At 73.2% G+C, this 12,195-nt stretch carries 11 protein-coding genes; 4 read left to right on the forward strand and 7 right to left on the reverse strand.

Translation table 11 applies throughout. The features are described from left to right. Nucleotides 1-21 precede the first annotated feature (21 nt). Both ACFVS9_RS30315 and ACFVS9_RS30320 read right to left on the reverse strand, forming a co-directional pair. Complete coding sequence (locus tag ACFVS9_RS30315; RefSeq protein WP_389937525.1) at nucleotides 22-1,380, reverse strand: ABC transporter substrate-binding protein; 1,359 nt, start codon at nucleotides 1,378-1,380, stop codon at nucleotides 22-24. A 102-nt stretch (nucleotides 1,381-1,482) separates the two neighbouring features. Next, nucleotides 1,483-2,595: a substrate-binding domain-containing protein gene (locus ACFVS9_RS30320; protein WP_389937528.1), complete on the reverse strand. Its 1,113-nt coding sequence runs from the start codon at nucleotides 2,593-2,595 to the stop codon at nucleotides 1,483-1,485. 144 nt (nucleotides 2,596-2,739) lie between these two features. Here ACFVS9_RS30320 and ACFVS9_RS30325 point away from each other — a divergent pair, with 144 nt between their 5' ends. Then, nucleotides 2,740-3,504 (forward strand): sulfite exporter TauE/SafE family protein, encoded by a 765-nt coding sequence (locus ACFVS9_RS30325; RefSeq protein WP_383117437.1) that lies wholly within the window; start codon nucleotides 2,740-2,742, stop codon nucleotides 3,502-3,504. A 22-nt stretch (nucleotides 3,505-3,526) separates the two neighbouring features. On the opposite strand, the gene ACFVS9_RS30330 is transcribed toward ACFVS9_RS30325, so the two are convergent. Next, entirely contained in the window at nucleotides 3,527-5,056 is a 1,530-nt protein-coding gene (locus tag ACFVS9_RS30330) for an amino acid permease (RefSeq protein WP_383117436.1), read from the reverse strand. 89 nt (nucleotides 5,057-5,145) lie between these two features. Continuing rightward, entirely contained in the window at nucleotides 5,146-6,153 is a 1,008-nt protein-coding gene (locus tag ACFVS9_RS30335; RefSeq protein ID WP_383117435.1) for a hypothetical protein, read from the reverse strand. 372 nt (nucleotides 6,154-6,525) lie between these two features. Between ACFVS9_RS30335 and ACFVS9_RS30340 the strand changes: the two genes are divergently transcribed. The 3 genes from ACFVS9_RS30340 to ACFVS9_RS30350 are packed head-to-tail and all read left to right on the forward strand — an operon-like array spanning nucleotide 6,526 to nucleotide 10,645. After that, a complete protein-coding gene (locus ACFVS9_RS30340; RefSeq protein WP_383117434.1) occupies nucleotides 6,526-7,959 on the forward strand; it encodes an FGGY family carbohydrate kinase in 1,434 nt (477 codons plus the stop codon). Next, nucleotides 7,956-9,377, forward strand: coding sequence for an FAD-dependent oxidoreductase (locus ACFVS9_RS30345; protein WP_389937533.1), 1,422 nt, complete (start codon nucleotides 7,956-7,958; stop codon nucleotides 9,375-9,377). Before ACFVS9_RS30340 ends, ACFVS9_RS30345 begins: the two co-directional genes overlap by 4 nt. After that, entirely contained in the window at nucleotides 9,374-10,645 is a 1,272-nt protein-coding gene (locus tag ACFVS9_RS30350) for an FAD-dependent oxidoreductase (RefSeq protein WP_389937536.1), read from the forward strand. The genes ACFVS9_RS30345 and ACFVS9_RS30350 overlap by 4 nt, the downstream gene beginning before the upstream one ends. A gap of 10 nt (nucleotides 10,646-10,655) precedes the next feature. On the opposite strand, the gene ACFVS9_RS30355 is transcribed toward ACFVS9_RS30350, so the two are convergent. The 3 genes from ACFVS9_RS30355 to ACFVS9_RS30365 all read right to left on the reverse strand — a co-directional run bounded on the left by ACFVS9_RS30355 (nucleotide 10,656) and on the right by ACFVS9_RS30365 (nucleotide 12,165). Further along, nucleotides 10,656-11,021: a hypothetical protein gene (locus ACFVS9_RS30355; protein WP_383117431.1), complete on the reverse strand. Its 366-nt coding sequence runs from the start codon at nucleotides 11,019-11,021 to the stop codon at nucleotides 10,656-10,658. A gap of 61 nt (nucleotides 11,022-11,082) precedes the next feature. Further along, entirely contained in the window at nucleotides 11,083-11,505 is a 423-nt protein-coding gene (locus tag ACFVS9_RS30360; RefSeq protein WP_383117430.1) for a DUF350 domain-containing protein, read from the reverse strand. A 105-nt stretch (nucleotides 11,506-11,610) separates the two neighbouring features. Then, nucleotides 11,611-12,165 carry a DUF309 domain-containing protein gene (locus tag ACFVS9_RS30365; RefSeq protein WP_383117429.1) on the reverse strand — a complete coding sequence of 185 codons (555 nt, stop codon included), beginning with the start codon at nucleotides 12,163-12,165 and terminating at the stop codon, nucleotides 11,611-11,613. Nucleotides 12,166-12,195: the final 30 nt, after the last annotated feature.

The raw sequence follows: 12,195 nt of genomic DNA on the forward strand, positions 1-12,195 counted from the left end.
GAACGGGATGCGGAACGCCGGTCAGGTGGAGCGCTGCGTGGTGGCGAGGCCGAGCGCCCTGAGGTCCGGCATGGTGCCGTCCTGCGCCGCGCGGACCGCCCCGAGGATGGAGCCCTGGCCTCCGCTGGCCCGTGCCAGCCCGTCCTTCATGATCTTGCCGGTGGCCGTCATCCGGGGGCCCCAGGTCCAGCCCGGGCGGATCTTCTCCGCCTCCTGCTCGAAGAGGGTGTAGATGTCCTGGCCGCCGTAGTAGGACCGGTCGAAGGCCTCCCGGCCCACGTCGACGAGTCCCGGCGCGGCGGGGTACTGGCTGCTCGCGCCGCTGGAGAGCCGGGCGCGCAGCGCGTCCGGATGCGAGACCTGCCACTCGATGAACTCCATCGCGGCCTCCGGGTGCGCACTGTCCTTGGTGACGGCGAACGTCGATCCGCCGTGGGTGCCCACGCCGGGGTCGGCCGGATCCCACTGGGGGAGCGGCGCGAGCGCCCACCGGCCCTTCTGGCCCGGACGCGCCTTCATCTGGGCACCGGCGTCCCAGGCCCCGCTGAGCCGGCTGAGCACCAGGCCGTTGCCGATCTGGACATCGCTCTGCCGGCTCTCGACCGCGTTCATGAACACCAGGCCCTGGTCGGTCAGCCGCTGCCAGAAGGCGGACACACGACGGGTGGGGGCGTCGGCGAGCGAGACGTTCCACGCGCCGCCCGACGTGTCGAACCACCGGGCCCCGGCCTGCCAGGCGAACGCCGCGAGATGGGTGTCACCGTCCGTCGGGAAGAGGGCCATCCGGCTGTCCCCGCCCCTGCCGCGCACCGTCCTGGCCGCGTCCTCGAAGTCCTCCCAGGTACGCGGGGGCGTCAGCCCGTGGCGCTCGAAGAGGTCCGTGCGGTAGTGCAGCACCATCGGCTCTATGTCGAGCGGGACGCTGAACACCCGTTTCTCGAACGTGGTCAGCCCCAGGGCCTGCGGCATCAGCTTCGCGCGCAGCCCCTCGCCGACCAGGTCCGTGACGTCGCGGCAGACACCGTCGATCGCGAACCCCGGGACCTGCGGGTACTCGAGGGTGGCGATGTCCGGGGCGTTGCCGGCCCGCGCCGCGTTGCTGAGCTTCGCGTACCCGCCCTGGGCCCCCGAGGGGACCTGCTGGAAGTCGACCTGGATGGTGCGGTGTCCGCGGTTGAACGCGTCCACGACCTCCTGGCTGCCCCGCAGGGCCGACCAGAAGGTGATGCGGGTCTTCCCGCTTCCTGCGGTCCTGCCGGTACTGCTCGTACCGCCCGATCGTGTGTCTCCGCCCCCACCTGTGCAGGCGCTGAGCGCGCCTGTCACAGGCAGTGCGGCGATCGTGGCGAGCACGGATCGACGGCTCTGTCGACCAGGCATGTGCGCCTCCCGCGGCTCCTGATTCGAGACACGGGGAATACTGATCGGCTGATCGATAGTGGTCAATAGATCGATCAAAAGAAGCTTGAAGTGTTCAAACGATCAGATTGTCGGCTGGTGCAACTCCTGCGTCGAGCCGCGCACTTCGAGCCGGGGGAGCAGCTCCGTCCGGCGTACGGGGCCGGTGGTGCCGGCCAGCCGGTGCAGCAGCAGTTCGGCCGCTGCCCGCCCGATCTCGGCCCTCGGCGGGGCCACCGCGGTCAGCGCCGTGCTGCCCAGGGCCGCGACGACGTCGTCGTACGCCACCACGGAGCAGTCCCGCGGCACCCGGATCCCGCTCTCCGCCAGCCGCTGGACGAGCATCAGGGCGTCCTCGTCACCGTGCAGGACGGCGCCGGTCACGCCCCGCTCCCGCACCAGCGCCGTGAGGTCGGGGACCTCCTCGCGCGTGCCGGGCTCCCCGGGACCCGCGTTCGGCGAACTGAGCACCACCGACCAGTCCTCCACCTCGGGCCGGGCGGCCGCGATGTCGGCGAACGCGGCCCGCAGCGAACGCGCCGTCGGGCTGTCGTTCCTGGCGGCCAGTACGAGCCGCCGGTGGCCGAGCGAGATCAGGTGGTCCACGGCCAGGTGGATCCCGTACCAGTGGTCGGAGCAGACGGAGTCCAGGGCGTGCAGCGCGCTGCCCGGCCGGGGCCGCCGCTCCATCAGGACCGTCGGCACCCCCACCTCGGCGAGCCAGCCGTAGTCCGCCTCCTCACCGGCCGCGCTGCGCCACCGCGGAGCGATCAGCAGACCGCGCACCCCGGCCGCCAGGGCCCTCTCCACCTGGGGCCGTTCGGCCCCCGCCGCCTGCGGGGCGATGTGCAGGGCGATCCGCGCCCCGGCCTCCTCCAGCGCGGTCCGCGCGCCGTGCAGGGTCTCGTAGAGGTAGGAATGCCGCTCGGGGACGACCAGGGCGACCGCGGCCTCCCGCCCGGCCTGCTCGCCGGTCCGGGCGGCCGGCACGGCCGCCGTCCGCCCCGCGTCGCCCACCGGCCCGACCACCCCGTGCCCCCGCCGCAGCATCCCCGACCTGGCCAGCTCCTCCACGTCACGCCGGAGCGTGACCGCCGAGACGTCCAGCTCGTCGGCGAGCGAGCTCACCTTGACGGCTCCGCGCGCGTGCACCACCGCGAGGATGCGCTTCCGCCTCAGCTCCACCGGCTCCCGCATGCTGGCCCCCTTGCCTACCGCTGTGCGATGTTCGTTTGAACGTTTCCGTGAGCGATCGCAGCATAGCGAGCGACCGTCCCCGGACGGCCGGTGGAGGGAACGACCATCCGCCGAAGAGAAGATGTGTCTAGCATCTGATCCGGAATGGACACCATCACACTCTGGCAACTGGCCGCGCTCGCGGCGGCATCCACCCTCGTCGGCTTCTCGAAGACGGCGGTCAGTGGAGCCAACACCATCAGCCTCGCCGTCTTCGCGGCCGTACTTCCGGCCCGCGAGTCGACCGGCGTGCTGCTCCCGATCCTGATCGCGGGCGACATCCTTGCCGTACTCGTCTACCGCCGCCACGCCCACTGGCCCACCCTGCTGCGGCTCTTCCCCGCCGTCGCCGTCGGCGTGGCGGCGGGCACCGCGTTCATGATGTGGGCCGACGACGCCGCCGTACGCACCTCCATCGGCGCGATCCTGCTCTTCATGGCGGGGGTCACCCTCCGGCGCCGGAGGCAACGGCCCGGGCCGCCGGAACAGGGGGACGGGGACGGGCCCTCACGCCGGGGGCGGCTCAAGGCCCGGTCGTACGGGGTGCTCGGCGGGTTCACCACCATGGTCGCCAACGCGGGCGGCCCGGTGATGTCGCTCTACCTGCTCTCGGCCGGCTTCCGGAAGCTGGGCTTCCTCGGGACCTCGGCGTGGTTCTTCCTGATCGTCAACACCTCGAAGGTGCCCTTCAGCGTCGGACTCGGCCTCATCGACGCACAGTCGCTGCTGCTGGACGCCGCCCTGGTGCTGTTCGTGCTCCCGGGCGCCTACCTCGGCCGTGCCTGCGTCGGCCGGATCAACCAGAAGGTCTTCGACCGGATCGTGATCGGAGCCACCGTCCTGGGCGGCCTCCAGCTGCTCCTCAGCTGAACGCCGCCCCGGGACGGCGTGCTCAGACGATGCCCTCGGCGATCTCCGCCTGCTCGCGGGCGTTCCCGTACGCCGCCGGGGTGCTGTACGAACGGCGGGCGACGAACCACCACACCGTGGCCAGGACCAGTACGGCGACCAGGGCGATCGAGGCGTAGTTCATCGAGTCGATGGTGACCGGCGAGGACTGCGGCAGCAGGAACAGCACGGTCACCATCGCGACCCACACCACCGCGATCCACCCGATCGGCTTCGACCAGCGGCCCAGGTGCCAGGGGCCGCGCTCGAAGCGGTCCCCGGCGCGCAGCTTCAGATAGATCGGGATGGCGTACGCGGGCGTGATCCCGATGACGTTGATCGCCGTCACGGCCCCGTACGCGGTGGCGGAGTACAGCGACGGCACCGCCAGCAGCGCGGCGACACCCACCGAGAGCCACACCGCGGGCACGGGGGTCTGGGTGCGTGCGCTCACCCTGCGCCACAGCGCGGAACCCGGCAGGGCGTTGTCACGGCTGAAGGCGAAGACCATCCGGCTCGCGGCCGCCACCTCGGCGTTGCCGCAGAAGAGCTGCGCCGCGATGACGATCAGCAGCATCGCGGTGGCGCCCGCGGTGCCCAGCGCGTCGATGAGGATCTGGGCGGGCGGGACCCCCGTCGCGCTGTTCTGGGTGGCCGCGTAGTCCTGGATGGCGAACGTCAGCCCGGCCAGCAGCACGAAACCGGCGACCCACGAGACCCAGATCGCCCGGACGATGCCCTTGGCCGCCGTCACCGAGGCGTTGGACGTCTCCTCGGACAGGTGGGCCGAGGCGTCGTACCCGCAGAACGTGTACTGCGCCAGGAGCAGACCGATCGCCGCCACGTAGAGCGGGTTCTCCCAGCCCGTGTCGTTGACGAACTCCGTGAAGACGAACGACGGCGACTGGTGGTGCGAGGGCACGATCGCCAGCACGGTCACGATGACGGCGACACCGGCCAGGTGCCACCAGACGCTGATCGAGTTGAGGACACTGACCAGGCGCACCCCGAAGAGGTTCAGCACGGCGTGCAGCAGCAGGATGCAGAGGAAGATCACCATCGTCGAGCCGGGCGTCGGGTCGAAGCCCCACTGGAGGTTGAGCAGCGCGCCCGTGAACAGCGCCGCCCCGTAGTCGATGCCGGCGATGGCGCCCAGCAGGCCGAGCAGGTTCAGCCACCCCGTGTACCAGCCCCACTTGCGGCCACCGAGCCGGTCCGCCATGTAGTAGAGGGCCCCCGACGTCGGATACGCGCTGGTGACCTCCGCCAGGGCCATGCCCACGCAGAGCACGAACAGACCGACCCCGGCCCAGCCCCAGAGCATCACCGAGGGGCCGCCGGTCGACATGCCGAAGCCGTACAGCGTCATGCAGCCGGAGAGGATCGAGATGACGGAGAAGCTGATCGCGAAGTTCCCGAAGCCGCCCATGCGGCGGGCGAGGACGGGCTGGTAGCCGAGCTCGCGCAGCCGCTGCTCCTCGTCCTTCTGCGGCGTGTGCTCCGTGCCCGACGGGGTCGAGGCGGATATGGACATGGAGAGGACCTCCAGGTGGGGGATGGGGGGACGGAAAGGTGCGTGGGGCGGGACCCGGACGGCCGGACCGTGCTTCCGGACCCGGCCGGTCAGCCGTGGGGTTCCCTTCCGGGCTCGTGCTCGGCGGCCAGGCAGCGGTTCCTGGCGCGGAGGAACACCTCCTCCGCTCCCGCCGGGTCCTGGGGCGTCCGGGTGCGGTGGGTCCAGGGCACGGACGTGTAGTACGCGCCCATCGCGTGGAAGACCGGTGCGGCGTCGGCGAACCGCAGCGAGCCCCACAACGCGTGGGCCAGATGGTTGAGATCGAGCAGCGAGCGGGTGTCCGGGCCGGCGGCCGCGAACCAGACGCGCAGCGCGCGCCGGGCGTCGCGCTCGCCGTCCTCGGTGACCCAGTGCAGGTCCAGCGCCCGCTCGTTGCCGCGCTCACGGCGGTAGCGCTCCACCCGGACATAGAGGGGCAGTACGTGCAGGGCGGAGCCCTCCGGAGCGGAGGAGGCGGCCCACTGCACGAAGTTGACGGCCTCGGAGAGGGTGCCGCCGGCCTGCCTCGCGTACACGAACTGCAGCATCCGGTGGTAGGCCTCGCGATTGAACGGATCGCGTCTGTCGGCCTCGGCCAGCAGCCCCCACGGGCCGGGGAACAGCATCGGGCCGGGCGGCAGCAGCCGGTGCTCGTCCAGGCGCTGCCCCTCGTCGAGCTGGGACAGCGCGAGCAGGCAGACCCAGGGCACCGGGTCCGCGGGCGAGGCGTGCGCGGCGGAGCGGCACCCCTCCCACGCCTCCTGCCACAACTGCTGGCCGCTCGGGCGCTTCTCGCGGTGCGCGCGGACGGCCCGCTCCACGGAGACGCGGGCGCGCATCACCGTCGCGGCCACACTCCTCGGCTCCTCGGCGAGCCAGGCCTGCACCGCGTCCGAGCCCGCCGCGACGGCCGCCAGGACCTGGGTCCGCTGGGTCCACAGCGCCCAGTCCGGGGTGCTCTCCAGCAGATTGCGCATGGCGAGCCAGCGGCCGGTACGGAGGTCCTGTAACGCCACGCGCAACGCGTGGTCGTGTCCCGCGGGGTGGTAGACCGGCCGGAAGTCACCGGTAGCCATGTACGCGCCCCGCCCCTGAACACACGGTGGGGGAGGGGCGAAGGGCCGGGCACGGCGGCACGGCGCAGGTTCTTCTCGTCATGAATCCTCAAGAAACGTGGGGGGTCGGCCGTTCGGTCGTGAACCACCGGTGGTCGTCGTCCGGTTGTCCACTCGGCGGGAAGTGTAGAGCGCCCGGCGCCCCCCTTCCTGTGACTCTGCGGATCTTACTCAAGTAGCGTCCTGCCGCCGGACGTTGACGACCACTCGCGGCCCGGGACGGGACGTTCTGGAGCGCTTGACGCGGGGCGTGGTCTGCAAGACTGTGGGCACAGGGAGCAGATGATCACGATTCCGCCCGGGTCCGGGCGGTCCGCACGGCTGGAGCGTCGCGTGACAGAGCCGGTACTCGCCATCGACCAGGGGACGTCGGGGACCAAGGCCCTGGTGATCTGTCCCGAACGCGGGGTGATCGGTTCCGGTTCCGCGCCCGTCCGCCCGCGCCACGGCGCCGGGGGCCTCGTGGAGGCCGATCCCGCCGAGCTGATCGGGTCGGTCCTCGACGCCGGACGGCAGGCGCTCGCGGACGCCGGTGAACCCGTGGCGGCCGTCGGCCTCGCCAATCAGGGCGAGACGGTGCTGGCCTGGGACCCGGCCACCGGCAGGCCGCTCACCGACGCCGTGGTCTGGCAGGACCGGCGCGCGGAAGGCATCTGCGGGGAGCTCGCGGCCCGTGGTGACGAACTGCGCGCGCTCACCGGACTCCCGCTCGACCCGTACTTCGCCGCCCCCAAGATGGCCTGGATCCGCCGCGAACTGACCCGGGAAGGGGTCGTGACCACCAGCGACTCCTGGCTGGTCCACCAGCTGACCGGAGCGTTCGTCACCGACGCCGCCACCGCGGGGCGCACCCAGCTGCTCGGCCTCCACGACGTCGGCTGGTCCCCGGCCGCCCTGGACATCTTCGGCCTGTCCGGCGAACGGCTGCCCACCGTCGTCGACTGCGCCGGCCCGGTCGGCACCACCACCGCCTTCGGCGCGGAGCTCCCCCTGACCGGCCTCCTCGTCGACCAGCAGGCCGCCCTGCTGGCGCAGAACGCGCTGGAAACCGGCCAGGCCAAATGCACCTACGGCACCGGGGCGTTCCTCCTCGCCCAGACCGGCGGCCGGCCCAGCACCGGCTCCAGCGGACTGGTCAGCTGCGTCGCCTGGCGGCTCGGCGGACGGACCGACTACTGCCTCGACGGCCAGGTCTACACGGCGGCCTCGGCCGTGCGCTGGCTCACCGACCTCGGGGTGATCTCCGGGGCCGCCGACCTCGACCCGGTGGGCGCCTCGGTCCAGGACAGCGGCGGAGTCACCTTTGTCCCCGCGCTGGCCGGCCTCGCGGCCCCCTGGTGGCGCAGCGACCTGCGCGGCTCGGTGACCGGCCTCGGCCTCGACACCACCGCGGGCCACCTGGTCCGCGCCCTCTGCGAGGGCATCGCCGCGCAGGTCGTCGCCCTGGCCGACGCCGTCGCCGCCGACCTGGGCGGCCCGCTGACCGAGCTGCGCGTCGACGGCGGCCTGACCCGCTCCGCCCTGCTCATGCAGACCCAGGCGGACCTGCTGCAACGCCCGGTCGAGGTCTCGGCGCTGCCCGACGTCACCGCGCTGGGCGCCGGAGTGGTGGCCAGGCTCGGACTCGACCCCACGCTGCCGCCGCACCGGGCGACACCGCGATGGCGGCCCTCCGCCGTGTACGAACCACGGATCGGCCCCGACGAGGCGTCGGAACGCCTCGCGGGCTTCCGCACCGCGGTGGACAGCCTCCTGGAGCGCGCATGACCCTCACCCTCACCACCACAGGTCCCCTGCCCCCGGGCCCGGACGGGGAGGACACCTACGACGTCACCGTCATCGGCGCCGGCGTCGTGGGAACGGCCATCGCCCGCGAACTGGCCCGCCACCCGCTGCGCACCGCCCTGATCGACGCGGCCGACGACATCGGCAGCGGCACCTCCAAGGCCAACACCGCGATCCTGCACACCGGCTTCGACGCCGTACCCGGATCCCTGGAGGCCCGTCTCGTACGGGAGGGCCGGGACCTGCTGGCCGACTACGCCGCCCTGACCGGCATCCCGGTCGAGCGGGTCGGAGCGCTCCTCGTGGCCTGGGACGAGGACGAGCTGGCCGTGCTTCCACGCCTGCGCGACAAGGCCGTACGCAACGGCTACCACGCGTCCCGCGTCATCGGCGCCGACGAACTACGGGCCCGCGAACCGCGGCTGGGACCCGGAGCGCTCGGCGCGCTCGAGGTCCCCGACGAGAGCATCATCTGCCCCTGGACCACCCCGCTCGCCTTCGCCACCCAGGCGGTCCGCGCCGGCGTCCACCTGCACCTGAACTGCCGGGTGCGGGACATCGGCAGCGACACCGGGGGCCACACGCTCACCACCTCGCGCGGACCGCTGCGCACCCGCTTCCTGGTCAACGCGGCCGGGCTGTACGCCGACGAGATCGACCGGCTCCTGGGCCACGATGTGTTCACCGTCACCCCGCGCCGAGGGCAGCTCATCGTCTTCGACAAGCTCGCCCGCGAGCTCGTCGGCCACATCCTGCTGCCGGTCCCCGGCCCGGCGGGCAAGGGCGTCCTGGTCGCACCGACCGTCTTCGGCAACGTCCTCCTCGGCCCCACCGCCGAGGAGCTCGACGACAAGACCGCCACCGGTTCCACCGCCGACGGCCTGCACCTGCTGCGGGAGAAGGGCCGCCGGATCGTGCCGGACCTCCTCGACGAGGAGGTCACCGCCGTCTACGCGGGCCTGCGGGCCGCCACCGGGCAGGAGGACTACCGCATCCAGGAGTACCCCGGCCGGCGCTACGTCGCCGTCGGCGGCATCCGCTCCACCGGTCTCACCGCGTCCATGGCGATCGGCCGCCACGTCATGGAACTGCTCGCCGCCACCGGCCTCGGCCTCGGCCGGCCGCGCGAGCTCCCGCCCCTGACGATGCCCAACCTCGGCGAGGCCTTCCCCCGCCCCTACCGGAGCGCCGGCCTGATCGCCGGGGACCCGGCGTACGGCACCCTCGTCTGCCACTGCGAGCAGGTCACCCTCGGCGAGATCCGCGACGCGCTGGCCTCGACGGTCCCCCCGCACTCCCTGGACGGCCTGCGGAGGCGCACCCGCGCCCGCGGCGGACGGTGCCAGGGCTTCTACTGCGGCGCCGCCGTCCGCGCCCTGTTCGAGGAGGCACGACCGTGACCGGCGACCCGCGCGAGGTGGACGTCCTGATCGTCGGCGCCGGCCCCGCGGGCCTCGCCGCCGGAGCCGAACTCGCCGCGGCGGGCGCCGGCCGGGTGGAGATCCTCGAACGCGAGCAGGAGGCCGGCGGCATCCCCCGCCACTGCCACCACGGCGGGTTCGGCGGACGCCTCGACAGGTCCGCGTACACCTGGGCATCGGCGGCCGGCGCCTCGTACGCGCGGAGGGGAACGACCGGACCCGCCTACGCCCGGCGGAACGTGGCCGAGGCACTGGAGGCGGGCGCCGTCCTGCGCACCGGGGTCACCGTCACCGGATGGGCGGGGCCCCGTACCGTCGAGACCACCGGACCCGGCGGGCTCGAACGCATCACCGCCCGCGCCGTCGTCCTCGCCACCGGCGCCCGGGAACGGCCGCGCAGCGCCCGGCTGATCCCCGGCAGCAGGCCGCCCGGCGTCTACACCACCGGCGAACTCCAGCAGGCGGTCCACCTGTACGGACAGCGGATCGGCAGCCGGGCGGTCGTCGTCGGCGACGAGCCCGTCAGCCACGCGGCCGTGGCCACCCTGCGCACCGCCGGGGTCCACGTGGTCGCCGTGGTCACCGGCCGCCCGCGGGCCTGGACCCGGCCGCGCGGCACGCGCACGCCGCTGCTGACCGGTGCGACCGTCACCGGACTCACGGGCAGGACCCGGCTGTCGGGGGTGGAACTGCGCCACGAGGACGGCCGCACCACCACCCTGCGCTGCGACACCGTCGTCCTGACCGGCGACTTCGTCCCCGACCACGAACTGGCCAGGCGCGGCGGGATCCTCCTGGACCCCGGCACCCGGGGACCCGCGTACGACGCCGACCACCGGACCTCACGACCGGGTGTCTTCGCCGCCGGGAACCTGCTGCACGCCGTCGAGAGCGCCGGGTTCGCCGCGCGGGAGGGCCGCGCCGTCGCGGTGCCCGTCCTGCGCCGGCTGGCCGGCACCGAGGTCCCGGCGGGCGACGGGAAGCCACTGCTCGTGGACGCCCCCCTGAGCTGGATCGCCCCCAACGTGACCGGGCCGCACGGCGCGCGCCCCCTCGCCGACCGTTTCGTGCTGCGCACGGCCCGGCGGCTGGTCCGGCCGCTGCTCCTCGTCTCGCAGGACGGGCGTGAACTGCACCGGCGGCGGCTGCTGTCGGCGGTCTCCCCGGGCCGGTCCTTCCACCTGTCGGCCGACTGGGCCGACCGGGTCGACCCGGACGGCGCTCCCGTACGGATCACCGCACTGTGAGGCGGCCCGCTCAGGGGATGAGCAGCCAGTCGGCGCCGACGGCCGCCACCAGCCCGATGCCGAGCAGCCAGCTGCCCAGCCGGGTACGGCCGTTCCTGCTGAGCTCGATCACCACACCGCAGAGGATGAGCGCGAGCCCGTAGACCCCGACGACCAGGACCGACGAGCGGCTCGCTATCCGCAGGGCCAGGACGACGGCCATCGCCGCCATGCCGACCGAGGAGAGGACGACGCGCAGCCGCCGTGCCTGACGCGGAGTGAGTCTCCCCTCGCGCACGGCGGCCCCGGGTATCGCCGCGGCGTCCCCGCCCGGCTCGGGGTCCCGCTCCTGCCGCTCGTCCCGGCTCTGGTCCTGGTCCTGGTCAGAAGTGCTCATGACGCCGGATCGTAATGGCTGCGCACCGCGATGTTCGACGGACCCCGGGATCGGCGGGAGATCAGGCGATGGAGGCCGACACGACGGCGGACACCGCCAGGTTGCACGACGCCGTCACCCACACCGCCGGGTGCGGCTCCCGCTCCACCAGCGTGGCCCCCAGTTTCCCGGGCGTGACGAGGTCCACGACGAGGAAGGCGACCGCCATCATCACCAGACCGAGCAGCCCGAACACCGCCGTCGAGGCGAGCCCCTTGCCGAAGTCCTCGTACGTCGTCCAGATCGACGTGAACACGATGCCGCCGATGCCCAGCAGCGCCGAGCTCAGGAGCAGCGCCGCGTTGCGGTTGCGCTCCTCCCAGATCTGCCGGCCGAGCTTGCCCGGCGTCAGGAGGTCGATCAGGAATATGCCGAGAACGAGCAGTACGACGCCGAGGGCCCCGTACGCGGTGGCACGGCCGAGGCCGTTGATGATGTCGGTCATCGGGGCGTCCGTCTCCTGGGCAAGCGATCGAGGAATGACACATGGCCCCGACGGACGCGATCAACACGCCGTCAGGAAGGAGCAAAACCTATCGCACTCGAACGTTCAGCCCCCGGTCTGTTCCTCCCGCAGCAGACGGGGCGCCTCCCGGGCCGCGTCCACGGCCGCAGCGGACCCGGCCCCCGCGCCCGGACGCCCGGCGGACGCCTCCGGAGCCCCCGGGCCCGACGGGTCCACCCGGCCCGCCAGCTCCCGCGCCCAGCCGGTCAGCCCCTCCACCCCGATCCCGTGCGGATCGACGCCGCCGAAACCCTCCACCGCGGCTGCACCCCGCCTCAACAGCCGCGCGCCCCCCGCCGCGTTGCCCCGGGCCGCGTGGGTCAGGCCCACCGCCATCTGCGCGAGACCACGCCACAGCTCACGCTCCGGTTCCGGCCCCGACTTCCAGGCGTCCTCGAACACCTCGTGGGCGTGGAACGGCATGCCCGCGTCCAGCAGCCGCTGCGCCTCCCGCACCGTCCCGGCGGGGGAGCGGACCACCCCCTCGGGCTGCCGCTCCACCCCCGGAGTCCCGTAGGGGAGGGGGCGCCCCAGCCCGTCCCGGGGGCGCGCGTTGCGCGCCCTCCCTTCCTCGTCGCGGTCCCTGCGAGATTCGTCCACCCGACGATTGTGCCTCGCACCTGCGGAGAA

Source organism: Streptomyces sp. NPDC058008, assembly GCF_042886395.1.
GTDB lineage: Bacteria > Actinomycetota > Actinomycetes > Streptomycetales > Streptomycetaceae > Streptomyces.